This window comes from Pseudomonas sp. G166 (assembly GCF_037027455.2).
Lineage (GTDB): Bacteria > Pseudomonadota > Gammaproteobacteria > Pseudomonadales > Pseudomonadaceae > Aquipseudomonas.
Genome location: NZ_CP146985.1, coordinates 1,710,820 through 1,736,355, shown reverse-complemented (window position 1 = coordinate 1,736,355; position 25,536 = coordinate 1,710,820). Strand labels below are relative to the sequence as shown.

The 25,536-nt window shown below is 60.9% G+C and carries 24 protein-coding genes and 1 pseudogene; 8 read left to right on the top strand and 17 right to left on the bottom strand.

Features of this window, described 5'->3' with window-relative positions:
• Positions 1-10: 10 nt before the first annotated feature.
• From flgJ to SGN16_RS07750, 13 genes are all read right to left on the bottom strand, one after another.
• Positions 11-1,315 (bottom strand): flagellar assembly peptidoglycan hydrolase FlgJ, encoded by a 1,305-nt coding sequence (gene flgJ / locus SGN16_RS07810; protein WP_210643420.1) that lies wholly within the window; start codon positions 1,313-1,315, stop codon positions 11-13.
• Positions 1,316-1,325: 10 nt separating this feature from the next.
• Entirely contained in the window at positions 1,326-2,396 is a 1,071-nt protein-coding gene (locus tag SGN16_RS07805; RefSeq protein ID WP_210645138.1) for a flagellar basal body P-ring protein FlgI, read from the bottom strand.
• Positions 2,397-2,441: 45 nt separating this feature from the next.
• Positions 2,442-3,137 (bottom strand): flagellar basal body L-ring protein FlgH, encoded by a 696-nt coding sequence (gene flgH / locus SGN16_RS07800; RefSeq protein ID WP_210643419.1) that lies wholly within the window; start codon positions 3,135-3,137, stop codon positions 2,442-2,444.
• 51 nt (positions 3,138-3,188) lie between these two features.
• On the bottom strand, positions 3,189-3,974 hold the full coding sequence (flgG, locus tag SGN16_RS07795) for a flagellar basal-body rod protein FlgG (RefSeq protein ID WP_003199045.1): 786 nt from the start codon (positions 3,972-3,974) through the stop codon (positions 3,189-3,191).
• A gap of 49 nt (positions 3,975-4,023) precedes the next feature.
• Entirely contained in the window at positions 4,024-4,761 is a 738-nt protein-coding gene (locus tag SGN16_RS07790) for a flagellar basal body rod protein FlgF (RefSeq protein ID WP_123342203.1), read from the bottom strand.
• A 270-nt stretch (positions 4,762-5,031) separates the two neighbouring features.
• Positions 5,032-8,538, bottom strand: coding sequence for a glycosyltransferase family 2 protein (locus SGN16_RS07785; RefSeq protein ID WP_335943658.1), 3,507 nt, complete (start codon positions 8,536-8,538; stop codon positions 5,032-5,034).
• Positions 8,535-9,287: a class I SAM-dependent methyltransferase gene (locus tag SGN16_RS07780; protein ID WP_335943657.1), complete on the bottom strand. Its 753-nt coding sequence runs from the start codon at positions 9,285-9,287 to the stop codon at positions 8,535-8,537. Before SGN16_RS07780 ends, SGN16_RS07785 begins: the two co-directional genes overlap by 4 nt.
• A 4-nt stretch (positions 9,288-9,291) precedes the next feature.
• On the bottom strand, positions 9,292-10,071 hold the full coding sequence (locus SGN16_RS07775; RefSeq protein ID WP_335943656.1) for a phytanoyl-CoA dioxygenase family protein: 780 nt from the start codon (positions 10,069-10,071) through the stop codon (positions 9,292-9,294).
• Entirely contained in the window at positions 10,068-10,625 is a 558-nt protein-coding gene (locus SGN16_RS07770) for a GNAT family protein (protein WP_210643414.1), read from the bottom strand. The genes SGN16_RS07775 and SGN16_RS07770 overlap by 4 nt, the downstream gene beginning before the upstream one ends.
• Entirely contained in the window at positions 10,622-11,602 is a 981-nt protein-coding gene (locus tag SGN16_RS07765) for a hypothetical protein (protein WP_335943655.1), read from the bottom strand. Before SGN16_RS07765 ends, SGN16_RS07770 begins: the two co-directional genes overlap by 4 nt.
• Entirely contained in the window at positions 11,595-12,353 is a 759-nt protein-coding gene (locus SGN16_RS07760; protein ID WP_335943654.1) for a WbqC family protein, read from the bottom strand. Before SGN16_RS07760 ends, SGN16_RS07765 begins: the two co-directional genes overlap by 8 nt.
• Entirely contained in the window at positions 12,350-13,468 is a 1,119-nt protein-coding gene (locus SGN16_RS07755) for a DegT/DnrJ/EryC1/StrS family aminotransferase (protein ID WP_210643411.1), read from the bottom strand. The genes SGN16_RS07760 and SGN16_RS07755 overlap by 4 nt, the downstream gene beginning before the upstream one ends.
• Positions 13,469-13,654: 186 nt before the next feature.
• The gene (locus tag SGN16_RS07750) at positions 13,655-15,214 is read right to left on the bottom strand and encodes a sigma-54-dependent transcriptional regulator (protein WP_210643410.1); all 1,560 of its coding nucleotides are present in this window, start codon (positions 15,212-15,214) and stop codon (positions 13,655-13,657) included.
• Positions 15,215-15,524: 310 nt separating this feature from the next.
• On the opposite strand from SGN16_RS07750, the gene phhA reads away from it, so the two are divergent.
• The 3 genes from phhA (at position 15,525) to SGN16_RS07735 (ending at position 17,959) form a co-directional block, all read left to right on the top strand.
• A complete protein-coding gene (gene phhA / locus SGN16_RS07745; protein ID WP_210643409.1) occupies positions 15,525-16,310 on the top strand; it encodes a phenylalanine 4-monooxygenase in 786 nt (261 codons plus the stop codon).
• A 99-nt stretch (positions 16,311-16,409) separates the two neighbouring features.
• Positions 16,410-16,766 (top strand): 4a-hydroxytetrahydrobiopterin dehydratase, encoded by a 357-nt coding sequence (locus tag SGN16_RS07740; protein ID WP_003184087.1) that lies wholly within the window; start codon positions 16,410-16,412, stop codon positions 16,764-16,766.
• Positions 16,766-17,959: an amino acid aminotransferase gene (locus SGN16_RS07735; RefSeq protein WP_335943653.1), complete on the top strand. Its 1,194-nt coding sequence runs from the start codon at positions 16,766-16,768 to the stop codon at positions 17,957-17,959. The genes SGN16_RS07740 and SGN16_RS07735 overlap by 1 nt, the downstream gene beginning before the upstream one ends.
• A gap of 105 nt (positions 17,960-18,064) precedes the next feature.
• Here SGN16_RS07735 and SGN16_RS07730 read toward each other — a convergent pair whose 3' ends face one another.
• Complete coding sequence (locus tag SGN16_RS07730; RefSeq protein WP_335943652.1) at positions 18,065-18,628, bottom strand: NAD(P)H nitroreductase; 564 nt, start codon at positions 18,626-18,628, stop codon at positions 18,065-18,067.
• Between the two features lie 172 nt (positions 18,629-18,800).
• Here SGN16_RS07730 and SGN16_RS07725 point away from each other — a divergent pair, with 172 nt between their 5' ends.
• Positions 18,801-20,255: a TrkH family potassium uptake protein gene (locus SGN16_RS07725; RefSeq protein ID WP_335943651.1), complete on the top strand. Its 1,455-nt coding sequence runs from the start codon at positions 18,801-18,803 to the stop codon at positions 20,253-20,255.
• On the opposite strand, the pseudogene SGN16_RS07720 reads toward SGN16_RS07725, so the two are convergent.
• Positions 20,212-21,262, bottom strand: a pseudogene (locus SGN16_RS07720) (AraC family transcriptional regulator). The gene SGN16_RS07725 and the pseudogene SGN16_RS07720 sit on opposite strands and share 44 nt — an antisense overlap.
• A gap of 298 nt (positions 21,263-21,560) precedes the next feature.
• Here SGN16_RS07720 and SGN16_RS07715 point away from each other — a divergent pair.
• Both SGN16_RS07715 and SGN16_RS07710 read left to right on the top strand, forming a co-directional pair.
• The gene (locus tag SGN16_RS07715) at positions 21,561-21,872 is read left to right on the top strand and encodes a DUF962 domain-containing protein (protein WP_210643404.1); all 312 of its coding nucleotides are present in this window, start codon (positions 21,561-21,563) and stop codon (positions 21,870-21,872) included.
• A gap of 11 nt (positions 21,873-21,883) precedes the next feature.
• Positions 21,884-22,471: an HD domain-containing protein gene (locus tag SGN16_RS07710; protein ID WP_210643403.1), complete on the top strand. Its 588-nt coding sequence runs from the start codon at positions 21,884-21,886 to the stop codon at positions 22,469-22,471.
• Positions 22,472-22,521: 50 nt separating this feature from the next.
• Here the strand turns inward: SGN16_RS07710 and SGN16_RS07705 are convergent, their stop codons facing one another.
• On the bottom strand, positions 22,522-23,337 hold the full coding sequence (locus tag SGN16_RS07705; RefSeq protein ID WP_135844269.1) for a UDP-2,3-diacylglucosamine diphosphatase: 816 nt from the start codon (positions 23,335-23,337) through the stop codon (positions 22,522-22,524).
• Between the two features lie 135 nt (positions 23,338-23,472).
• Here SGN16_RS07705 and SGN16_RS07700 point away from each other — a divergent pair, with 135 nt between their 5' ends.
• Positions 23,473-24,222, top strand: a complete 750-nt coding sequence (locus tag SGN16_RS07700) for an AraC family transcriptional regulator (RefSeq protein ID WP_335943650.1) — start codon at positions 23,473-23,475, stop codon at positions 24,220-24,222.
• A gap of 92 nt (positions 24,223-24,314) precedes the next feature.
• A complete protein-coding gene (locus tag SGN16_RS07695) occupies positions 24,315-25,205 on the top strand; it encodes a DMT family transporter (protein ID WP_210643401.1) in 891 nt (296 codons plus the stop codon).
• On the opposite strand, the gene SGN16_RS07690 is transcribed toward SGN16_RS07695, so the two are convergent.
• Complete coding sequence (locus SGN16_RS07690; RefSeq protein ID WP_210643400.1) at positions 25,199-25,486, bottom strand: SelT/SelW/SelH family protein; 288 nt, start codon at positions 25,484-25,486, stop codon at positions 25,199-25,201. The two genes, SGN16_RS07695 and SGN16_RS07690, sit on opposite strands and share 7 nt — an antisense overlap.
• Positions 25,487-25,536 lie beyond the last annotated feature (50 nt).

Here is a 25,536-nt window from a genome sequence, read left to right as displayed (position 1 = left end):
GGTTCAGACCTTATAAAGTCGTGGTGGCGCCTGCCGAAGCGTAGTTTTGGTAACTCGTCATCTGCCGGGCTATGTTCGAAATCTTGCTGGCGTAGTGCGGATCGGTGGCGTAACCGGCTTTCTGCAACTCGCGTACAAACTGTTCCGGGTTATCGGCCGACTTCAGTACATCTTGATAGCGACTGTTGCTTTGCAGCAGATTGACCAAGTCATGGAAACTGTCGCGGTACGAAGCGTAGGAGCGGAACTCGGCCGTCTCCTTGACCATCGCGCCATTGCGGAATTCGCTGGTGATCGCCCGGGCCGAATCACCCTTCCAATTGGCGCTGGCCTTGATGCCGAACAGGTTGTGGCTGCTGCTGCCATCGGGCTGGCGCATGACCGATTTGCCCCAACCGGTTTCCAGGGCAGCCTGGGCCACCAGATAACGCGGATCGACACCGATGCGGTCGGCGGCTTCCTTGGCCATTGGCAGCATGGCATTGACGAATTCATCAGCATCGCGGAAGGCCTTGCGTGCCGGTGCCAGCGGTGGCTGGGCCATGGCGCGACCATAGACCTGCATGTCGCCTTTCGGCTCGGCAGCCTTGAGCGCGGCCAGCCAGTCACCATTGGCCAGTTCGCCAGTAGCAGGTTTGGCGGCGGCGACGGCGCGATCCGTCAGGACGTTCTGCGCAGGCACATCGGCATTGGTCGAGGCCGAAGGTACCAGCCCGGCGAGCAGACGATCGGCCAGTTTCGGCGGCAAGGCCAAGCGACGCTGGTTGATCAATTCCATGTCGTTGCGGTGAGAGCCCTCACCCGCCCCTTGCGGCGCATTCACGGCCCGGGAAGCCCACAGCGGGCGCTGGCCGTTGGAGCGCGAAAGAGGACCGTCGGGCAACGTACCGGCCGCCACTGGCGTTGGCACGGCTGCCTTGGCGACCTTGTCCAGCGCCTCTTGCTGCTTGGCAGCCGACAAGCTGGCCGCCTCGCCTGGCGCCAGCGGTTTATTCTTGGACATCTGGCGCAGCAGCACATCGGCCAGGCCGATACCACCGCCCTCGCGAGACATCGAAACCGCCAGTTGCTGGTCGTACATTTCCTGGTACTGCTTGGCTTCAGGCGTATTGAGCGGATTGTCCTTGCCCAGCGCATCGGTGGCCGAACGCATGGACTTGAGCATTTCGCCGAGGAACAGCGACTCGAATTCCTGCGCCACTTTACGCAGGTTGCCGTCGCTGTTCTTGTCGCCAACCTTGAGCTGGTTCAGGCGGTTCAGGTCCGAGTAGGAGCCCGAATCCCCGCTGATCAATGTGCCCTTGCGCATATCCACGGCCCGGTCCTCAAATCACGATCAGGTCGGCTTGCAACGCGCCGGCCTGCTTCAAGGCTTCGAGAATCGCCATCAAGTCGCCCGGTGCCGCGCCGACCTGATTCACCGCCCGGACGATTTCATCCAGGGTAGTGCCCGGGCCGAACTTGAACATCGGCTTGGCTTCTTGCTCGGCATTGACCCGTGAACGGGGGACTACGGCGGTCTGACCGTTGGACAACGGGCCTGGCTGGCTGACGATCGGGTCCTCGGTGATGGTCACGGTCAGGCTGCCGTGGGTCACGGCAGCTGGAGAAACCTTGACGTTCTGGCCGATCACGATGGTACCGGTGCGCGAGTTGATGATGACTTTGGCCACGGCCTGGCCCGGATCGACTTCGAGGTTTTCCAGGATCGACAGATAGTCGACCCGCTGGCTCGGATCCATGGGCGCGGTGACGCGAATCGAGCCGCCGTCGAGGGCCTGGGCCACGCCTGGGCCAAGCATGTCGTTGATCTTGTCGACAATGCGCTTGGCGGTGGTGAAGTCGGAGCGGTTAAGGTTCAGGGTCAAACTGTTGCCCTGATTGAAGCCGCTCGGCACCGCACGTTCCACCGACGCACCACCGGGGATGCGACCGGCCGACGGAACGTTGACGGTGATCTTCGAACCGTCGCGCCCCTCGGCATCGAAACCGCCCACCACCAGGTTGCCCTGGGCGATGGCGTAGACGTTGCCGTCGATACCCTTGAGTGGTGTCAGCAACAGGGTGCCGCCGCGCAGGCTCTTGGAGTTACCGATGGACGAAACGGTGATATCCACCTGCTGGCCAGGCTTGGCGAACGCCGGCAGGTCAGCGCTGACCGACACCGCCGCGACGTTCTTCAACTGGACGTTGCCTGAACCTGCCGGCACCTTGATACCGAACTGCGACAACATGTTGTTGAAGGTCTGCAGGGTGAACGGAGTCTGGGTGGTCTGGTCACCGGTACCGTTCAGGCCCACGACCAGGCCGTAGCCGATCAACTGGTTGGAACGCACGCCGGAAATGCTGGCGATGTCCTTCAGGCGCTCGGCTTGAGCGGTGAAGGCTGCCGACATCACCAGGGCACCGATCAACAGCTGTTTAAGATTCAACTGGGCCACCTAGAAAGGGAACTTCGGGCTGAGGAAGAAACGGTCGAACCAACCAGGCTGGCTCGCATCGGCGAAGGCACCGGTGCCCGAGTAGGTGATGCGTGCATCGGCCACCCGAGTCGACGAAACAGTGTTGTCGGTGGCGATGTCATCGGCGCGAACCATGCCGGCGATGCGCACCAGCTCGTCACCGGTGTTGAGGGTCAGCCACTTCTCGCCCCGCACGACGATGATGCCGTTGGGCAACACATCGGCGACGGTCACGGTGATCGAACCGGTCAGGCTGTTGCTCTGGCCGGACTTGCTATCGCCCTTGGTGGCCCGGTCGGAGCTGTAACCGGCGTTGAGGCTCAGGTCATTGCTCCCGATCGGGTTGTTGGTGGTCAGGCTGGAACCGAACAACGACGTCAGGCCGACGCTGGTGTCGCTGGTCTTGTCGATCTGCGAGTTGGCGTTCTTGCTGGCCTGGGTCCGCTCGTTCAGGGTGATGGTGATGATGTCACCGACCCGGAAGGCCTTGCGATCGCTGTACAGGTTCTGTTCGAAACCGGCCTGGTAGATCGAGCCATTGTTGGCGGCAGCCGGCAACGGCGTGCGCGGCAACACCGGAGCGTAGTACGGGTCATTGGGCTTGGGCGTTGGCCCGACACAGCCCGCGAGTGCGGTGATCCCACTCAGTGCCAGAACAGATACGAAGCGATTCATGACCCTACCTCTTGGTGTTGCAGGCGACCTCAGGCCGCCTCATAGACGTGATTACAGATTCTGCGTAACGAACGAGAGCATCTGGTCGGCGGTGGAGATCACCTTGGAGTTCATCTCGTAGGCGCGCTGGGTGGTGATCATGTTGACCATCTCTTCCACGGTGCTCACGTTGGACGTTTCCAGGGTGTTCTGCAGCGTGGTACCGAAACCGTTCAGACCCGGTGTACCGACTTGCGGCGCGCCACTGGCAGCGGTTTCCAGGAACAGGTTGTTGCCCACCGCTTGCAGGCCGGCCGGGTTGATGAAGTCGGCTGTCTGCAGGTTGCCGATCACTTGGGAGGCCGGGTTGCCCGCCACCGTGATGGACACGGTGCCGTCGCGGCCCACGGTGAACGTCTGGGCATCGTTCGGGATGATGATGGCCGGCTCCAGGGCGAAACCGCTGGCGTTGACGATCTGGCCGTTGGAATCGAGGTGGAACGTACCGTCACGGGTATAGGAGGTGGTGCCGTCCGGCTGCAGGATCTGGAAGAAACCACGACCGTCGATGGCCATGTCCAGCGGCTGCTCGGTGGTTTGCAGGCTGCCGGCGGTGAAGTTTTTCTGGGTGCCGACAATGCGCACACCGGTACCCACTTGCAGGCCCGACGGCAGTTCGCTGTCTTGGGTCGACTGGGCGCCTGGCTGACGCTTGACCTGGTACAGCAGGTCCTGGAACTCGGCGCGATCACGTTTGAAGCCCGTGGTCGAGACGTTTGCCAGGTTGTTGGAAATGGTCGTCAGGTTGGTGTCCTGGGCGGACAGACCTGTTTTGGCAACCCATAGAGCCGGAAGCATTCGATTCTCCTCGTACGCCTGTTTTTCGGCGCAACGCTGTAATTAATGGTTAGATCTGCAAGACCCGGGCCATGGCCTCGTCGCCTTCTTTGGCGGTGTTCATCATCTTGACGTGAAGCTCGAACTGCTTGGCCAGGGCCAGCACCGAAGTCATCTCATCCACGGCGTTGACGTTGCTCGCTTCCTGGAAGCCGGACACCAGCTGCACGTTGCCATCGATGGGCGCCGGCTGACCGTCCTTGGTACGGATCGAACCGTCCAGGCCCTTGGTCATGTTCTTGAGATCCGGGTTGACCAGCTTGATGCGGTCGACTTCAGCCATCACGCGCGGACCTTCGCCCATGGCGCGGATGCTGATGGTGCCGTCCTGGCCGATTTCGATTTTCTGCTCCGGCGGCACGGCGATCGGACCGCCATTGCCCATCACCGGCATGCCGTTGCCGGCCCGCAACACGCCCAGGGCGTCGACGTTGAGGCTGCCAGTGCGCACGTAGCTTTCACCACCATCGGGATTCTGCACGGCCATCCAACCCGGCCCGCTGACCGCGACGTCGAGGTCACGACCGGTTTCCACCAGCGCACCCGGCGTGAAGTCAGTGGCAGGCCGCTCGGACATGGCAAATGCCCGCGCCGGAAAGCTGTCGCCAAATACCGGCATCGAGCGGGCCTGCTCCAGGTCTTTCTGAAAGCCGTTGGTGGAGATGTTCGCCAGGTTGTTGGCATGGGCCCGTTGTGCCAGTGCGTTCTGGCTGGCGCCGGTCATTGCCACATAAAGGTACTTGTCCACTGTCGTTCCTCTGCATGCCGGACGTTTGCCGTCCACTGCTGTGTTGCACAGCCTCAAGCAATTTGCAGACCAACTCCTCCCAGACGCCACGCAGGCCGATAAACAAAGGGTTTGAGGGATTCGCTGGGGTTGTGGAAATGTATTGAAGACGAAAAACCGGCGCACTTATGCCGGTAAGTGGCAAGTCTCAGCCCTTGATGCTCTGCGGGCCAGGTCGGATTGATGACCGGGCGGCTGGGGCGCACTCCCCTGCCGCCTCTGAGGTCTCCGTCAGTCAGGCATCCACCCCTTGACCCAGTGCGTCGCATAGGCATCGTCGAAGACCCAATTGTCCAGCACTTGCTCGCGCAGTCGCGCGGCTTGCTGTCGCGAGGCGTGCCGATCAGCCAGGTGACCACGAATAGCCTCCAGCCATTGCTCTCGGCTGTTAGCTACTCGCGTGATGGCGAGATCGCCCAGGTAATCGGCGGTATCGCTGCCGATCACACTGTAGCCGCAAGCGCCATATTGCAGATGATCAAGCAGGCTTAACCCTCCCTCGGCCCAGCCGAAGCCCAGGGGTGCGAGGACAATATCCAGATTGAGGCTTGCCATGACATCGGGATTGTCGTGAACGTCCTCATGAACCTCGCTGGCGAGCGGCCGCAGATACGCAGGCACATCGCCCCAGAGCACCCACTCCACTTGACCGGCCAGCGCCTGCATCAGCTCGATGATCAACGGCTGAACGAAGGGCTGCATCGGGTCGATATCGCAGCCTATGCGAGGGATGTCAAACGTCTGGCGCGCATTGGGGAGGTTGCGCCATCTGCTATCCAGACGCGTTTCCAGGACGCGAATATCGTGGTGCAGTCCGGCACAGGCTGCCGCCATCGCAGGCGTCGCAACAATGATGCGGTCGACAAGGCTCGCCGCTTGCTGCAGTGAGGTCGTCCATCCCGGGGTCGCCGGAGCCAGCGCATCCAACTCGAGGACCTTGAAGGCTTTGGAGAGGGTATTGATGCGCTCCATCTGCTCCAGACGCAGCGGGTCGGCCTGATGCTGGAAGACAATGACATCGGGGTTGTAGCGCGCAAGCGTCGTTGCCGGTAACAGGCTGTTGCTGATGCATCCTTCGATTTTGCCGTAGTCACGCAAAGCAGTGAACGGCTCGACAATACGCAGATTGGCGGCTTTTGCCGACTTCGCAGGATGTACCAGCACCACCGGAAGCGGGCGCCAGGACAGCGGGCGCCAGGTCAACTCGTTGACGGCTTCCAGCTCGAAGCCGGCACCACGCAACGACAGGTTGCTGTTGTAGGCGGGATCATTGGCCAAGACGCTCAGCCATTTGCTCAAGGCCTGCTCTTGCTCCATGGCGAAGCGTTGCTGGTTGAGCGGGTCCTTGCCGACACTTGACCAGGTCGCTTCACCCTCATGCAAGAGCACGGCATGAGGTGTCCAGACATTCAGATAGCCAAGGTTCGCCACCTTCAGGCACAGGTCCAGGTCATTGCAGGTGACCTGGAACTGCGCGTCGTCCATACCACCGGCTTCCAGGTAGATCGCTGTGCGGATCATCAGGCAGGCTGCACTGACTGCGCTGGTGTTTTGGTCGACCAACAGGCGTTGCATATAGCCACCGCCGTTGGCAGCCTGATCGACGAATGGGCTCCCAGCGGGGCCGCGCAGACCAGTGATCAGACCAGCATGCTGAACGGTGCCTGCCGGGCTAATCAACTTGGCGCCGACGATACCCACTTCGGGACGCAAAGCGTGGTTGAGCAGTTCGTCCAACCAGTCTTCGCGGATGATTGCCGTATCGTTGTTCAACAACACCAGATACTCACCGCGCGCCTGGTTGGCTGCCAGATTGTTCATGGCACTGAAGTTGAACGGATAGGGGAAGCGGATGACACGAACCTTGTCACCCCCGATCGACTCCATCTCGCTCAGCCAGGTGAGCGCCTCTTCGGTCTCGCTGCAATTGTCGATCAGGATAATCTCGAAGTGTGGATAGCGGGTCTTCGACAACAGGCTTTCCACGCAGCGCTGCAGCAGCGGCAATTGGTCCCGGGTAGGAATCAGGATCGACACCAGGGGCTGCTGGTCATGGCCGTACTTGATGTGGTAATGCCGGGTCGGTTCCTGCTGGATCCTGGCGCTCGTGTAGCCGCGATTGCTCAGGTGCCGTTGCAGAGCAAGGCACTCGTCAGGGTTATTGGCAAGGGTGGGTGTGTTGCTGACTACCAGCGGTTCACTCAGGTGAGCAATACCATTCATGCTCCCGACTTCGATCAGTCGCAGGATCAGGTCCAGTTCAAGCGCTTCGGGCACCTGCGGGTCGTAACCGCCGACTTGCAGCGCCAGCTCCCGACGAACCAGCCAATGGTTGGCCATGGTCAATGGCAGACTCAAGAGGTAGTCGAGGTTGATGCAAGGCCGCAAGACCGCTTGCGGGCCATTCTCCGAGCGATACATGCCGTCGCAATAGATCATCCTGCAGCCATTGGCACCCGGCAGTTCCAGATCGAGCATCAACGTGCCGGCGGGCAGGACCTCGTCGCCAGCCGTTAGCAGCATGATCCAGTCGCTGTCGTCTGCCTGCAGAATTTCGTTCAGCTCGACGGCGCCTGGCTGAGCGCACGTCAGCCAGTGCAGGCTAGCGGGCAGGTCGGCAGGACTTGGCGCAGTGCTCAAGACCACCATGCGCAACCTGATCGAGGAGCGCGATCGCCACAGTGCAAGACTTTCAAGGGTGTCGCTCAAGGCGTTGAAATCGCCCAGGGGGTCGCGTATCAACAGCGTCAGGCTGGTTTGTCCGCTGAGTTGTTGACGACGCCCGTCGACAAGCTGTTGCTGGATCGGCGTCAGTACGCGGTTGCGCAACCAGTCCTTGACGGAGGGTACACGGGCGTCAATGGCATGCTGGACGGCAACCTGCTGAGTGACATCGATGAAACGCTCCAGCTGTGGCCAGAAGGCCTTTTCGAGCTCCAGCCAGCGCCTGCGAGCCTGCAACACTGTTGCGCGGGCGCGCTCCAGTCCACCTGGCTCATCATAGAGTGCCGAGCCCGCGTCACCGAACTGTTCAATGAACGGCTGGGTCTTCACGTGACCGCCAGGCATGTAGATAACCGGGCAGCCACAGAGCATGGCTTCGGTGCACGTCGCTGAGATTTCGTAGCTGTAGAGTGTTGAAGCCGTCCGAAAAATCTGCGCCAGCTCGGTCAGCGTCTTCGGGTTGGCCATGCTCAGGACTTCGATATCGTCCGGCAACATCGAGTAGTCGACCTTAGACCTGTCGATGCGGTGCAAATACAGATAGTTGCCGCTGCGCTGCACCGACTCGGTTGGCGGTGAAAACAATTCCGAGTCGATGACAGGCAACAGGAGCAGGTTGCTGTTATCGCTGTCGCCACCGAAATCCTGGGTGTAATAGAAAAACAGGTCCGTTTTTTGCGCCTTGATCGCCCGACCAGTGAGGAAGCCTTCACGGTTCAGAATGTAACGAGCTACGATCGGTGCGCCTATCGGGTTACCGTCCACCACCTCGGAATACACAGCAATGGGCGCCAAGCCCAGCGACCGATGGTGCCGGCGCAACTCGTCGGTAAGGATCGGGGTGCGCAGTTTCGGATTGACCTGGCATGGCGTGAGGTAGGCCTCGTAACCGGACAGGTTCAGAACGTGACACAGGTAGTGCAATACGCACACACCCGAGGAAGTCTCCCGATAGTTGGGAGCGGCGATGTAGTAAGGGTGACGCGGCTTGCCGTGCAGGGATGGGGTGGTCATACGGTTGCCTTGGGGCTGGAGGGCTGCTCACAAATGACAAAGACACTGGCGCACAGGTCTGGATAGACCATGCCCAACGCATGGCAGGCATCCATGAAACGATCATCGATCAGCTGGGTTTCCAGGGCCTTGTCCAGCTGGAAGTTGGCCAGCGGCTTGAAGAACACCCCGCCGCGGTGGCTCACGTGCCAACCGGCGCTGCGTACTTCGTGATCGAGGGTGTCGAGGGTGTAGGTGACCCGATGGCCATGCAGGCGCTCGCCCTCGGTCACGGCACTGTTGTGCTCGATCAAGCCCATCTTGACGGCGATCTGCCGCGAAGGGGCATTCGCGTTCGGCACAGCGATGAACAGGCGACCGCCAGGGGCGAGCCAGTTGTGCACGCGCTTGAGCACCGCCTGGCGGTCGTCGAGGTGCTCCAGGGTGTGGATCAGGAAAATGTTATCGAAGCGCGGTTCCAGCTCGGCTTCCTCAAAGGTACTGCAAACGAACTTGACGCCTGAACCGACTTTGTTCCGGGTGACCTCGATCAGATCGCTGGCCGCTTCGATGACCGTCAGGTCGGCAAAGCGTTCGGCGAACAGCGTCGTAAAAGCACCTTCGAAGCAGCCCATTTCCAGGGTCGGACCCTCCGCCAGCCAGGGGCCGAAGCTGTCCAGCATGTAGCGTCGCAGGCGCGCATCGAAATCGTAGAAGTAGCTGCGGTGAGCGTTATCCTGAAACTCTTTGTTGTAATCGCGTACGGACATGGCGTTATTCCTGGCTTTTCCTGTAGAAACGACGTTCTTCAGGCTGGTACCACTCATGGAGGGTCGAGGGAGTACGGGCATACCACCCCAGCAGTTGTTGCATGCTCGGTGTTTGCGAGCGGCAGAAGTCTTCGCCCAGAGCTCGGCAATAATCGAACTGCGGTTTGAAATAGCTTCGCGTGAAGGTCAGCGTCAGGCAGCGTCGCGGCTGGTCGGTACGATTGACGCCGGCGGCGTGCCAGATACGTGAGTCGAACAAGTAGATCGAACCCGCGCTACCCAAGGCCTTGCGGGCCTGAGTCTCGAACACCTGAGGGTCAGGCTTTTCAGGGGCGGCGTGCGAGCCCGGCAGAAACAGGGTCGCCCCGTTGTCGACCGTGAAATCGTCGAGCAATACCAGCGCCTGGGCCATCTGCATGGACTCGGCTGACCAGGAACGCACGTCCCGGTGCACATTACGCACGTAGGCGTCGGTGCTGTTCAGGTTGTTCAGACCGCCAAACGAATTGAGGATCGCGGCACCGCCGAGCATATGTTGCAAGACGTCGACGACCCCCCATTCGGCAAATCGATCGAGCAACTCAACGAAACGGGTATCCGGCGCAAGTATATGGTGCGCGGTCTGTTCGGTTCGCTGGGTAATACCGTTCTCCAGCTGTACCTGACGGCAACGGTCTATGGCACGGCCCAGGTCTTCGCGCAGTTGGCCGAGCAGCGGATCAGTGATCAGGGAGGGCAGGCAGACGTAACCGTTCGCTTGCAGCTCCTGCAAGACCGGATTCATAGGCTGTCTCCCCGCGCGGCTTGCCAGGCGCGGTACTCTTCGGCGCTCACGCCAAGCATGATGCGGTCCCAGCGCTGGCCCTTGCGGTAATACCATTGGCGCTGCACGCCCTCGATGACCCAAGGGGTCTTGCGCGTGTAGGTCGCCAGTGACGCTGCGTTGTACTCAATGATGGTGGTCGAGAGACGGCTCAGGCCCAGTTCGTCGAAGGCATAACGCATCACCGTGGCAATCACGTCAGTGCCATGGCCTTGGCCGCGCAGGGACGAGTCGCCGATCATCATGCCGTGTTCGGCTGTGCGGTTCTTCCAATCGATGCCGACCAGATTCGCCGTACCGATCAGGCCGTGGCCCTGGACCTCTATACCGAAGCGCTGGTTGAGCGGGTCGCTCTTGAGACCCAGTAGCCACTCCCGTTGCGCCTCCCGTGAGGTGGGGAAATGCCAGCCGCCCAGCAGGCTCCAAAGGGCTTCGTCGTTGGACCATTGATGCAGCAGTGGCAAGTCCTCAAGCTCCAGTGCCCTGAGCAGGATACGTTGGCCTAGAATGCTCATGATTTCCCCATGTTCTGAAGGATGGCGTCGGCAAGACGATTCATGTCGTCGACGTTATATCGCTGGTCGATCGGCAGCGGCAGCAAGCATTGTGCCCAGTCTCTTTCAATGGGCGGCGATGTCGGACTACTTAGCACTTCGCGCCAGTAGCTGGGCACATAGATGTGCTGCTCCAGCAGTTGAGCGCGCACCCGGGTCGCCGTCTCGGCGGACTTGACCAGCAGCGGGTAACACAATGCGGCAACTGGTTGCGCGGGCCAGTCGGTAAAGCGGTTGCGGTGGTCCAGGCGTCGGCGCAGTTGCGCCAGGTTGTCCATCCTGCGCCTGGCTACTTCGTGGTAATCGATGCTATCGAGCAGGCGGGCGGTACTGGGAGACATGGCCTTGACGCCGTCGTTCTCCAGCGCCTGCTCCAATGACTGGAACATCGCATAGTGATGTTGAGGAGGATCTTCAAGGCGCCCCAGCAGCGCGCCAAAACGCGCCTGGGAGCTGCTTATCTCAGCTTGAGGCAGATCGGCCGGGGCATTGGCCAGCCACCCACCGTCGGCAACGCCGACGAACTTGCGTGGTGAATACAGCGTTGCAACCCCAGCCTGCGGCGCAGAAAACAGCGCCTGGGAGTTGTCGACGATCAATTGCCTGCCATAGCGCACAGTAAGCACCTCGCCAATGTAGTCGGCCTTGAGCCCGAAGTAATTGACGAACAGCAACGCCTCATCGGCTTGCAGGACTGGGAAGTCCCGCAGCTCGAGCCGTTCGGACAGTGCGTATTGCAGCACCTCGACGCAGGATCCGCACAGCACGTCCTGCATGACATCGCAGATATAGACAGGCAGATGAACCCGGCGCAGGTTGCGCGCCAACACCAATGCCTTGAAGGCTGAGCGAGCTGAGTTGAAGGCAACGGCCTGTGGGTAAGGATGTTGCCCCTTGCGCAGCTCCAGCTCGAAATAACCGCCGATGGCTTCAGGCACGGACAATTTCTCCACGTTTCGCCCAGGCCCCCACGGTCTGCGCGTCGTTGTACATCAACACGTCGAGAATCGACAGGCCGGGCACGAAGGGTTGTTCACTGCGGCCCTGTTGGTAGTCGGGCAAGGTGGCCTTGAGCAATTCAAGGGTGATACCGGCCTGCTGGAAGGCTTCGGCCCGGTAGAGGTGGCCGCCGTTGAAGGGGTTGAGGTAGTGAGTGCCTGCGCAGGCCTGAATCACTTCGAGTACCCGATCCTGAGCTTTGCTGTCAGTGGAAATCGACAGCTCGCTGGAACGGATGATCGGCGTTTGCAGCCCGATCAGGCAGCAGCAGGCCCGTAGTATCCGTTCGTTGAGTTCGGCAATGTTCTGGGCGGGCTCGACCAGCAGCGCTTCCAGCCACGCCAGCATGCGCGCAACGTAGGGCGCGCGGCGATAGGCGAAGCTCAGCTTGTTGAGGATATCGCCAGGGTCGAATGTCTCGGCAATACGCTTTTCCATGATCTGCTGAGTGTGACTCCCTTTGGTCAGCGGCACTCGGAACCACTTCGGCTCTTGTTCCAGCAAATAGCGGTTGCGTTCGATCCAGCCGTTCTTGATGAACTGCACATTGTCGTAGATGACGAAACAGTCGACGGCGGCGATCAGCTGGAAATAACCCAGGTATGGCAGGAAATAAGGTTGCATGAGTGCAATCCGATATTGCTGGCCGGCTGCCGGGGCGCGCACATTCGAGATGTGGGCCAGGCTCATGCCGTCCGGGCCTTGAGCAGCACCTCGATGATCTGCGCCTGGGTCTTCGGATCGAGATCCGGATAGATCGGCAGGCACAGTACCTGGCGGGACACCTTGTAGGCATTCCCCAACTGAGAGAGATCCGAGCTGGGAAGGCCGCGGTACATCGGAAACTCGCATATCAGCGGATAGAAATAGCGACGCACGAGGATGTTTTCTGCGCGGTAACGGTCGTACAACTCGTCCCGGCTCACTCCAAAACGCTCACCATCGACCAGGATCGGACAATAGGCATAGTTCCAGTCCAACCCCTGCGGTTGCTCCAGGAGGCTGATACCGTCTATGCCTTCCAGAGCGCTCCGATAATACTCGAACACCTTTTGTCGACGGCTGAGGGCCTCATCAATGAAGCGCAGTTGCAGCACGCCGAATGCGGCCTGCAACTCGTTCATTTTCCCGTTGATACCAGGGGCCATGACCGTGACTTCATCGGCAAACCCGAAATTCTTCAGGTAATCGATGCGTCGTTTGATTTTTGCGTCAGGGCAGATGATGGCGCCGCCTTCGAAGGTATTGAATACCTTGGTGGCGTGGAAACTGAGAATCGACAGATCGCCGTTGTTGAGAATGCTTTCGCCGTTGTGTCGAACACCAAAGGCATGCGCGGCATCGTAGATAACCTTGAGCCCATAGGTGTCGGCGACGGCCTGGATACCCTCGACATCACAGGGAACACCATAGCAATGAACCGGAAGAATCGCTGAAGTAGCCGGGGTGATGGCTTCGGCGATACGCCGTGGATCAAGGTTCTTGGTGACCGGATCGATGTCCACGAACACTGGCTTGAGATTGTTCCACAGCAGCGAGTGAGAGGTGGCCACGAACGAGTAGGGCGTAGTGATGACCTCCCCAGTAATGCGTAAGGCCTGGAGTGCCGTCACCAGGGCCAAGGTACCGTTGGAAAACAACGAAAGATGCTGGACGCCGAGGTATTCGGCCAACTCCCGTTCCAGTTGTTCGTGGAAAGGGCCTCCATTGGTCAGGCGCTTACTGTCCCAGATTTGCTGCAGGTAAGGCATGAACTCTTCCAGAGGAGGCAGCAGCGGGCTGGTAACGGTGATGGAATCGGCCATGAAGACACTACTCTGGGTGACTGAAAAATGGCGCACGGCTCAGGATTTGCCCTGACGCGGCGTTGCATCGCGGTCTATATCGGCAGGCTGCAACGCCATGAAACCGACAGCCGACGCTTGATGTGCGGGTACTCCAGCAAAAAATCGGCCAACTCCTGTGGCGAGGGGATTTATCCCCTCTGGACATCAGGCACTGTCCTTGCCCACCGCATATTCGCGCAACTTATTGGCAATAGTCGTATGGGAAACCCCTAGGCGCTTGCCCAATTGCCGGCTGCTGGGATGTTCGGAATACAGGCGCTCCAGCACCGCCTTTTCGAAGCGTCCGACTATGTCGTCCAACCCACCTTCAAGGGAGAAATCGCCAAGCGGCTGACGCACGCCGTAGTCCGGCAGACGAATATGTTCGGCTTTCACCGTGCCGCCGTCGCACAGGGAAACCGCCTGGAACAGGACGTTTTCCAACTGCCGGACGTTGCCCGGCCAGTGGTAGTGACTCAGACGCTCCATCGCCGCCGGGGCCAGCTTGGGCAATGCACAACCGATCTGGCGGCTGGCCTGGTCGAGGAAGTGCTCCACCAGCGGTGCCAGGCCGTCGAGGCATTCGCGCAAGGGTGGAATGTGCAGGGAAAGGACGTTCAATCGGTGGTACAAATCCTGGCGGAATTCGCCCCGGGCGCAGAGCTCGGACAAGTCGACCTGAGTGGCGCAGATCACCCGGACGTCCAGGTACACCTCTTCATCACTGCCTACGCGACGGAAGCAACCGTCCTGCAGAAAGCGCAGCAGTTTCACTTGCAGGCGCGGGCTCATCTCCCCTACCCCGTCGAGAAACAGCGTGCCCCCGGCGGTCAGCTCCAGCAGGCCCAGCTTGCCTTCGGCCCGGGCACCTTCGAAGGCACCGGGGCCATAGCCGAACAGTTCGGTCTCGGCCATGGACTCCGGCAGCCCGGCACAGTTGAGTGCCATCAGTGGCGATTGCCCGCGCGGACTGGCCAGGTGACAGGCGCGAGCCAGCAATTCCTTACCGGTACCGGTTTCGCCTTCTATCAATAGCGGTGCATCCAGCGGTGCCATGCGCCGGGCCTCACGAACCACCGCGGCCATTACTTTGGAACTCTGGAAAATACTGTCGAAGCCGCGAAGCTCCTGCTTGCGCACGTTATAGATCCGCTCGCCGACCCGGTCGGCCCGGTGCAACGTCAGTACCGCGCCGGCCATGGCCTCGCTGTCGTCGTGCTCCGATTGCAGCGGCGCGATGTCGGCCAGGAACACATCGCCCTTGACCTTGACCCGCAACCCGTTGATCCGCGACTGGTTGGCGCGCACCAGTTCCGGCAAATCGAAATCTTCGGCGTAGCGCGACAGCGGAATCCCGGGCACCTCATCCACCCGCACCCCGAGCAACTGCGCCGCTGCCCGGTTGGCCGCGACGATGGAGCCGCCCATGTCGATGGATAGCACCGGGAACTCCAAGGCACCGAGCAACGCATTGAGCTCCATGTGCCGACGCTCACTGGGCATCAGCCCTACGCGCTTGACGCCAAATACCCCAGCGATGCCTTCGAATTTCGGACGCAGCGCCTGAAACTGGATGTTGATCAGGTTCGGGCAGTGCAGATAAATCGCATTGCCATGTTCGCCACCGACCTCCCCTCGGGCGACGTTGATGCCGTACTCCACCAACAGGTTGAGAATGTCCCGCAGGATGCCGATGCGGTTCTGGCAATGGACTTTGATGCGCATAAAAAGGCCCGGGTGCGTATTGAGGTAGAAAGGCGCGCCATCAAGCTCCCTCACCACAAGGTTTCTGTGTGGCAGCGCAAATAAACGTCAAGATTATGTGACACATGTAGGCCATTTCCCAGCCAAAAATCCCGACAGCAACGAAGCACGGCCCTATCCGTAACGAAAACTTTACAAAATAACCCTTCGGTCGCGATACGCACTCTCGGCTGCCTGCTGCACACATCCGCGCTTCGAGTTATCTCTAATGCATCGCTGGACATAACAACAAACAAGTCTTCCCCCAGAGGGAAATCAGCAGGAGAGCAGCATGAAGCAGACGCAGTACGTGGCCCGCGAGCCCGATGCGCAAGGTTTTATCCACTACCCCGCCGAAGAACATGCGGTGTGGAACACGCTGATCACCCGCCAGCTGAAAGTCATCGAAGGCCGTGCGTGCCAGGAATACCTGGACGGCATCGACAAGCTTGGCCTGCCCCACGACCGTATCCCGCAACTGGGCGAAATCAACAAGGTGCTGGGCGAAACCACGGGCTGGCAGGTCGCCCGGGTGCCGGCGCTGATCCCCTTCCAGACCTTTTTCGAATTGCTCGCCAGCAAGCAGTTTCCGGTGGCGACCTTTATTCGTACCCGCGAAGAACTGGATTACCTGCAAGAGCCGGACATTTTTCACGAGATCTTCGGCCACTGCCCGCTGCTGACCAACCCCTGGTTTGCCGAATTCACCCACACCTACGGCAAACTCGGCCTACAGGCCTCCAAGGAAGAACGCGTCTATCTGGCGCGCCTGTACTGGATGACCATCGAGTTCGGCCTGGTGCAAACGCCGCAAGGCCGGCGCATCTACGGTGGCGGCATCCTGTCCTCACCCAAGGAAACCGTTTACTGCCTGTCGGACGAACCGGAGCATCAAGCCTTCGATCCGGTGGAAGCGATGCGCACGCCATATCGCATCGACATCCTGCAACCGGTGTACTTCGTGCTGCCTGAACTCAAGCGCCTGTTCGACCTGGCCCACGAAGACATCATGGGCATGGTCAAGCGCGGTCGGGAACTGGGCTTGCATACACCTAAATTTCCACCAAAAGCGGCGTGAACCGCCTCTTTTGATCTCAATTGAGTCTGTTGCACAGCGCAGCTTTGCTTTAGCGTGGGTGCATCGACGTTTCTCAAATATTCGATCCGGGAACACACCATGAACACTCTGAACCAAGCCCATTGCGAAGCCTGCCGCGCCGACGCCCCGCAAGTCAGCGACGAAGAACTGCCGGTACTGATCAAGCAGATCCCGGACTGGAACATCGAAGTGCGCGACGGCGTGATGCAGTTGGAAAAAGTCTTCCTGTTCAAGAATTTCAAGCACGCCCTGGCATTCACCAACGCCGTCGGTGAAATCTCCGAGGCCGAAGGTCACCACCCTGGCCTGCTCACCGAGTGGGGCAAAGTCACCGTGACCTGGTGGAGCCACTCCATCAAGGGCCTGCACCGCAATGACTTCATCATGGCCGCCCGTACCGATGACGTGGCCAAGACTGCCGAGGGCCGCAAGTAATGCATTTCGATGCCATCGGCCGAGTGCCCGGCGATCCGATCCTCGGCTTGATGGAGGCCTATGGGGCCGACAGCAACCCGAGCAAGTTCGACCTGGGCGTGGGCGTCTACAAAGACGCCCAGGGCCTGACGCCGATTCTTCAGTCCGTTAAGCAGGCTGAGCAGCGGCTGGTGGATCGCCAGACCACCAAGACCTACATCGGCGGTCACGGCGACGCCGCGTTCGGCCAGTTGCTCAATGAGCTGGTACTGGGCGCCGACTCGCCGCTGATCAGCGCAAAACGTGCTGGCGCCACCCAAACCCCGGGTGGCACTGGCGCCCTGCGCCTGAGTGCCGACTTCATCGCTCAATGCCTGCCGGGCCGTGGCGTCTGGCTGAGCAATCCGACCTGGCCGATCCATGAAACCATCTTCGCCGCCGCCGGCGTCAAGGCCAGTCATTACCCCTACGTGGGTGCCGACAATCGCCTGGATTTCGAGGCGATGCTGGCGACCCTGAACCAGGCGCCCAAAGGCGATGTGGTGCTGCTGCACGCCTGCTGCCACAACCCCACTGGCTTCGACCTGTCCCATGATCAATGGCGCCAGGTGCTGGAGGTGATGCGCCGCCGTGACCTGCTGCCGCTGATCGACTTTGCCTACCAGGGCTTTGGCGACGGGCTGGAGCAGGACGCATGGGCGGTTCGGCTATTTGCCGATGCGTTGCCGGAAGTACTGATCACCAGTTCCTGTTCGAAGAACTTCGGCCTGTACCGCGACCGTACCGGCGCGTTGATCGTCTGTGCCCGGGATGCCGACAAGCTGCTGGACATCCGCAGCCAACTGGCGAACATCGCCCGTAACCTGTGGTCGACGCCGCCTGATCATGGCGCAGCGGTGGTAGCGACGATCCTGGGTGACCCGCAGCTCAAAAGCCTGTGGGCCGACGAAGTGCAGGCCATGCGCCTGCGTATCGCTCAGTTACGCAGCGGCCTGCTGGAAGCCCTCGAACCCCACGGCTTGCGCGAGCGCTTCGCGCACATCGGCGTACAGCGCGGGATGTTTTCCTACACCGGGCTGACGCCGGATCAGGTCAAACAGCTGCGCCAGCGCCATAGCGTCTACATGGTCGGCACGGGCCGGGCCAACGTGGCGGGCATCGACGCTACGCGCCTGGATCTGTTGGCCGAGGCTATTGCGGAGGTTTGCAAATAACGAGGCTCAACCGAAGGCCGGGCACTTTACCTGTGGCGTGGAAGCTTGCTCCCTCGCCATAGTGAATCAAGCAAACCTGAAGTGAAGCGCAGTCCCCAGGGCGGGTTATTGACCGTTCCACTCACTGACAAACTCTGCCGTTTCCACCTTCGGCGCCGTACGCGCTTCTTTCTGCGGCGTGCCCAGGTAGAGGAAACCGATCACCTCTTCCCCTTCTTCAAGGCCAAGCCCTTTGGCGACATGAGGTGAGTAGGACAACTCCCCCGTACGCCAGACTCCGCCAACGCCTTGGGCGTAAGCCGCCAGCAGGATCCCGTGGGCCGCGCAGCCGGCCGCCAGCCGCTGTTCGGATTTGGGGATCTTGAAATGCTCCTGCAAACGGGCGATGACCACCACGACCAGGGGCGCGCGCAACGGGCCGTTGAGGGCCTTCTCCACGGCGGCCTCGGGTGCCTGTGGATCACTGAGCCGCGCCGCTTCGGCCAGGAGCTCGCCCATGCGATGACGCGCCTGCCCTTCGACCGTCAGAAAACGCCATGGCCGCAACTGGCCGTGATCCGGGGCCCGCATCGCAGCGGCGAACATGACCTCGCGCTGTTCCGGCGTAGGCGCCGGGTCGACCAGGCGCGGGACGGAAACACGGTTGAGCAAAGCGTCGAGAGCCTGCATCGGCCACCTCCTGAAAAAAATGTCTGGCTATTCTAGTGGCTTGTACGGCGAGTTCGTTAGTTCAAATTCCGCGACCAGACGCGCACCCGCCCCAAGCGCCGCCGGGCGCCGGTTTACATGCCGCTGGTCGCGGGTAGAATGGCGCCCTTCCCTTTCAGCCCGAGCGGACTTCATGGCGTTGCCGACCCTGCGGATCATTGGTTTCATCATCGGCATCTTCCTGATCACCCTGGCGATCTTCATGGTCGTGCCCATGGCCACCTTGCTGGTCTTCGAGCGTACCGGCGACCTGCCGTCGTTTCTCTGGTCGAGCATGATCACTTTCGTCGCCGGCCTGGCCCTGATCCTCCCCGGGCGCCCGGAACACGTACACCTGCGCCCGCGCGACATGTACCTGCTGACTGTCAGCAGTTGGCTGGTGGTGTGTATCTTTGCCGCGCTGCCTTTCCTGCTGACCCAGCACATCAGCTACACGGATTCGTTCTTTGAAAGCATGTCGGGGATCACGGCCACCGGTGCCACGGTCCTGAGCGGCCTGGACACCATGTCCCCCGGCATCCTGATGTGGCGCTCGCTGCTACACTGGCTCGGCGGTATCGGCTTCATCGCCATGGCGGTGGCGATCCTGCCATTGCTGCGCATCGGTGGCATGCGGCTGTTCCAGACCGAGTCGTCGGACCGCTCGGAAAAAGTCATGCCCCGCTCCCACATGGTGGCGCGGTTGATCGTGGCGTCCTACGTGGGCATCACCATACTCGGCACCCTGGCGCTCTGGTGGGCCGGGATGAGCCCGTTCGATGCCATCAACCATTCGATGTCGGCGATCTCCACCGGCGGTTTTTCCACCTCTGACCTGTCCCTGGCCAAATGGACCCAGCCGGCGGTGCACTGGGTCACCATCGTCATCATGATCCTCGGCAGCCTGCCGTTTGCCCTGTACGTCTCGATGCTGCGGGGCAATCGTCGGGCACTGATCAAGGACCAGCAGGTCCAGGGCTTGCTCGGGGTGCTGCTGGTGACCTGGGTGGTGCTCGGCACCTGGTATTGGGCGACCACCGACCTGCATTGGCTGGACGCCCTGCGGCACGTGGCGCTGAATGTGACATCGATCGTCACCACCACCGGCTTCGCCCTGGGGGACTACAGCCTGTGGGGCAATTTCTCGCTGATGCTGTTCTTTTACCTGGGCTTCGTCGGCGGCTGCTCTGGCTCGACTGCCGGCGGGATCAAGATCTTCCGCTTCCAGGTCGCCTATATCCTGCTTCGGGCCAACCTCAATCAACTGATCCATCCCCGCGCAGTGATCAAGCAGAAATACAACGGTCACCGTCTCGACGAAGAAATCGTCCGCTCGATCCTCACCTTTTCGTTCTTCTTCGCCATCACCATCTGCGTGATAGCCCTGCTGTTGTCGCTGCTCGGAGTGGAGTGGATGACCGCGCTGACCGGCGCGGCCAGTACCGTGTCCGGGGTCGGCCCGGGGCTCGGGGAGACCATTGGCCCGGCCGGCAACTTTGCTCCGCTGCCGGATGCGGCAAAATGGATTCTGTCAGGTGGCATGCTGCTGGGCCGGCTGGAGATCATCACGGTGTTCGTGTTGTGCATCCCGGCGTTCTGGCGTCACTGACCGTTTGCTCGCCGCGCCCGGTATTCGCCGGGTGTAGTGTCGAACCAGCGGCGAAAGGCCCGGAAAAAATTGCTCGGGTCGGCAAACCCCAGCAGATAGGCAATTTCCAATAAGGTCATGCTCGGCTGCGCCAGGTACTGCTCGGCCAGTTCGCGGCGGGTGTCCTCGAGCAGAGTCTGGAAGCTGGTGCCCTCTTCCTGCAAACGCCGCTGCAAAGTGCGTTGCGACAGGTGCAGTGCCTGCGCCACCACGTCACGCTTGGGCTCGCCCTGGGGCAACAGCCGACACAACACTTGCCGTGCCTTGTGGGTCACGCGGCTTCCGGAAAAACGCGCCAGGTATTCACCGGCAAAGCGATCGTGGAGCAGCGCCATGGCCTCGTTGGCCGTGGGCAGCGGCGCTTCCATGTCGGCCCGCTCGAAGATCAGCGCATCATAAGGGGCACCGAACACCAGCGGTGCCGGGAAGGCTTGTTGATAAGGGGCCAGGTCAACCGGTTCGGCGCCCTGGAACAGCACCTTCAGTGGATGCAGAGTGCGCCCGGTCAGCCAGTTGCACATGGCCAATGCACAAGCCAGGGACGCTTCGGCACTTTGCCGGGTGGGAGGGAGATGGTCGCCATGCACCGTCAGAATCAGTCCGTATCCCCCTTCCAACGGGCGAAAACTCAAGTCGGCACTTTCAGCGATGATCCGCTGATAACGCACCAGCCGCTGGAACCCCTCCACCAGCGTACGACTGGACATCAAGGCGTAGCCAACCACATGGAACGAGGCCGGGCGCACCACTTTGCCCATGTTCAGGGCGATGGCCGGGTTGCCTGACAACTCCACCGCGCGCTGCCAGAGCCGCGTCATCGAATCCTGGGGGAAGCGTGCATCCGGATCGTCCAGCGCATCAAAGTCCAACCCCAGTTGCTTGAACAGCACTCGACAATCCAGGCCGTCCATTTCCAGCGCCTTGACAATCCCCATCGCCCAGCTTGAAGAAGTCGTTCGTTCGTTCATGACGTTTTTACTCGCATGACGAGCCGCAGGGTACGGCTGGATTTGCGAAGGATACAGTGTCCTGTCTTACAAATAATGCCCCTTTTTGGACGAGCGGCCATGTCGTCAGGCAAGGCGCCGCGACGAGTCATAGCCCGCTATGGCGAGGAGCGGCAACGCAGCATGACGGCAACAGATGCCGTCCAAAAGGAGCAGTATTTGTAAGACAGGACACTAGAGTGGCGCTGATTGTCACTGGCCGTGGCTAATGATCCCTCTAGACTCAATTTAAAGAACAATAACCAAAGAGCCTGCAGTCTTGGAAAACACCCGACGATTCAACACGTTCGCTGAGTTCTACCCGTATTACCTCAGCGAGCACAGCAATAGCACCTGCCGCCGACTGCACTTCGCCGGCACCTCCCTGCTCATTCTGATTTTCATCCTGGCGCTCGTCGCGGGGAGCTGGTGGTGGTTGCTCGCCTTGCCTGTCGCGGGCTACGGCTTCGCTTGGGTCGGGCATTTCTTCTTCGAAAAGAACCGCCCTGCCACTTTCCAGTACCCCTTCTACAGTTTGCTCGGCGACTTCGTCATGTACCGCGACATGATGCTGGGCAAAGTGGCGTTCTAAGAGGACGATCGATGAGCTCACGCGCACGCTTTACCCACATGCAGGACGGCACTCAACAAGATTGGGCGATCATCGCGGCCGACTTCAGCGCCTACGCACGGCAACTGCCGGGGCGGATCCTGGCACACCTGAAGTTGTTGGACGGGGACTTCGGCGGTTTCCCGGTGGATCGCCTGACCCACTCCCTGCAAACCGCCACCCGTGCCTACCGGGACGGACGGGACGAGGAGTACGTGATCTGCGCATTGCTCCATGACATTGGCGACACGCTGGGCTCGTATAACCACCCGGACATCGCCGCGGCCATCCTCAAGCCGTTCGTCAGCGCCGAAAATCTGTGGATGGTGGAAAAACACGGGATCTTCCAAGGCTATTACTTCTTCCATCACCTGGGCATGGAGCGGCACCTGCGCGAGCAGTTTTTCGAACATCCGCAGTACCAGGCGACCATCGACTTTTGTGCGAAATATGACGCGGCCGCGTTCGATGCCGGGTACGACACCCTGCCGCTGAGTTTCTTCGAGCCGATGCTGGAAAGGGTATTTGCCGCGCCGAAGCAGTCGATTTACAAGGCGGCGATGACGGATACGCAGACCTGAACGCCCCCTGTGGCGAGGGGACAAATCCCCTCGCCACAACGGTGTAAGGCTCAGGCGGGTTCGGCGACTTTCAGTGCCTTCAACTGCGCCTCCCGCGCCTGGGCATCCGCCAGCCGATACAACTCGATCGACCCGTCCCAATGCTCGATCAATGCGGTGCACGACTCGACCCAATCGCCGCAATTGAGGTACTCCACCTCGCCCACCATGCGCATCTCGGCATGGTGGATATGCCCGCACACCACGCCATGCAGTTCGCGCTTCACGCATTCATGGGCGATGGCTTCTTCGAAATCGCTGATGAAGCTGACGGCAGTCTTGACCTTGTGCTTGAGGTACGCTGACAGCGACCAGTAGCCGTAGCCATAACGGGCCCGCCAATGGTTGAGCCAGCGGTTCAGCGTGAGGGTGAACTCGTAGGCCGAATCGCCGAGGAACGCCAGCCAACGGTGGTAACGGGTGATGACATCGAACTGATCGCCGTGGATCACCAACAGGTGACGACCGTCGGCGGTGACGTGCACGGCTTCGTCCACCAACTGGATATTGCCCAGGATCAACTTCGAATAACGCCGCAGGAATTCATCATGATTGCCGGTGACGTAGATCACCTCGGTGCCGCGCTTGCTCATGGTCAGCAAACGGCGGATGACGTTGGTGTGGGCCTGGGGCCAATACATGCCACCGCGCAGTTTCCAGCCATCAATGATGTCCCCTACCAGGTAGATCTTGTCGGCGTGGTAACCCTTGAGGAACTGCGACAAGTGCTCGGCCTGGCAGTCCCGGGTGCCCAGGTGCACATCGGAAATCCACAGGGTGCGAACACGCTGTTTGCGGCTGGGTCTGGCGAGCTCGGCGCTGGTCATTGGGCAACCCTCTGATCGTTTTTGCCACTGTGCACGCTAGCGGTTAATGGCCCATGACAAACACAAGTCCGTTACATGACAGCGCGAGGCGTTGAGCCCTCGGTGTATGCTGGCGGCCTGACACGGGAGACCGCGATGAGACCGATCCTCACGCTACGCCACTACAGCCACGACTTGATCGTCCACAGCCATGACCATGCCCAATTGGTGTTCGGGCTGTCCGGCGCGCTGGATTTCGAAGTCGAAGGGTGCGGCAGCCAGGTGGTGCAAAAGAGTTTCGTGGTGGTGCCGGCCGGCGCCCACCATGCCTGCGGCAGCCCCCATGGCAGCCGTTGCCTGGTGCTGGATGTGCCGAGCGATGAATGGGTCGGACAATCCCTGGGGGATCATGCCGACGCCAGCCGCCGATTGCTCGACGACCCCGCGCGCCGCCCCCTGGATGCGGGGCAAAGCCAACTGGTCAGTTGGCTGGCGAGCAGCCCGGTGCAAGATCCGGTGATTGCCCAGCAAGGTGCGGTGCTGCTTCTGGCCAGCCTCAATAATGCTCGCCAGGAAACGTTCGGCGGTAGACGCCTACCCTATGCCGCCCTCAATGCCCACATCGACCAGCACGCGGCCTATGCGCTACAAGTGGCGGACCTGGCGCAAGTCGCCGGGCTCTCCAGCGCGCGCCTGCATGCCCGATTCGTCGCTGAATGCGGGCAAACGCCGATGGACTACATCCGCAGCCGCCGGTTGCACAAGGCCGTCGAATTACTGCGCGATTCGGACCTGCCCATTGGTGAGATCGCCCACCGGGTCGGCTACAGCTCCCAGAGCGCCTTCGCCGCCGCAGTGCTGCGCGAATTCGGCAGCTCGCCGGGCAAGCTGCGGCGCCAACGCTAGTTTCGCGCTAAAAATCGCGAGGATCGCGACAGACAAAAACGGCCGGCAACCGGTTCAATACCCTGAACCGTATCCGTTGAACAAGGACCGCAATGACTCCCCGTACCGCCCTCGGCGCCCTGCACATTGGCGCACTCATGTTTGGCCTGACCGGTGTGTTCGGTAAACTCGCCGCCGCCTCGCCCACAGTCATCGTGTTCGGTCGCGCCGTGTTCGCCGTGCTGGCCCTGGCGGTTTTTGCCCGGTTCGCCAGTAATACCCCCTGGCAGAAGCTCCGGGCAGAGGACGGTCGGCGATTGCTGCTCGGTGGGTTGCTGTTGACCGGGCACTGGGTGAGTTTCTTCATCGCGGTAAAAGTCGCCGGGGTGGCGATCGCCACGTTGGGGTTTGCCAGTTTCCCGGCCTTCACGGTGCTGCTGGAGGGGCTGATCTTCCGCGAGCGCATCCGCGCCAATGAAATCCTGCTGGTGATCATGGTGAGCATCGGCCTGGTGCTGGTCACGCCGAACTTCGACCTGGCCAGTGGCGCTACCACCGGCCTGCTGTGGGCCATGGCCTCGGGCTTGCTGTTTGCCCTGTTGTCATTGACCAACCGCGCCGGCTCGGCGCACGTGCCCCCCGTCCAGGCCGCGCTGTGCCAGAACGTGGTGGTCGGGCTGTGCCTAGTGCCCCTGGCCGCACCGCAACTGAGCGAGGTGCGCGCGCTCGATTGGCTGTGGATCGCACTGCTCGGTGTGTTCTGCACCGGCCTGGCCCACAGCCTGTTCGTCGCCAGCCTGGCGGTGATCAAGGCGCGCACTGCGGCGGTGGTGTTCGCCATGGAGCCGGTCTACGGCATCACCATGGCCTGGCTGCTGTTCGATGAAAACCCGACGCTGCGCATGCTGCTGGGCGGTGTGGTGATCATCGTTGCGATCGTAGTGTCGAGCCAACTGGGCGGTTCAAAGAAACCGAAAATGGGCGCCGAAGTCGCGTCTCACTGAACCCGGTCGTTGTGGCCCAGGTCCCGCTGCGGGTCGATCTGGTCACGTACCCGCTGTTTGAGGGTCTTGGCTTCGGGAAAACCGCCATCGGCCTTGCGTTCCCAGATCTGGGTGCCGTCGCAACTGATGTGGAACACACCGCCAGTGCCCGGCACCAAGGACACTTTGCCCAGGTCATCACTGAAGGTGCTGAGCAGTTCCTGGGCCAGCCAGGCGGCGCGCAGCAGCCATTGACACTGGGTGCAGTAGGTGATGACGACTTCCGGTTTGTGTTCGGTCATTGCAGGTGGACTCCTGGGTTCGAAGGCGTCGCTATAATACCCGCCTTTGA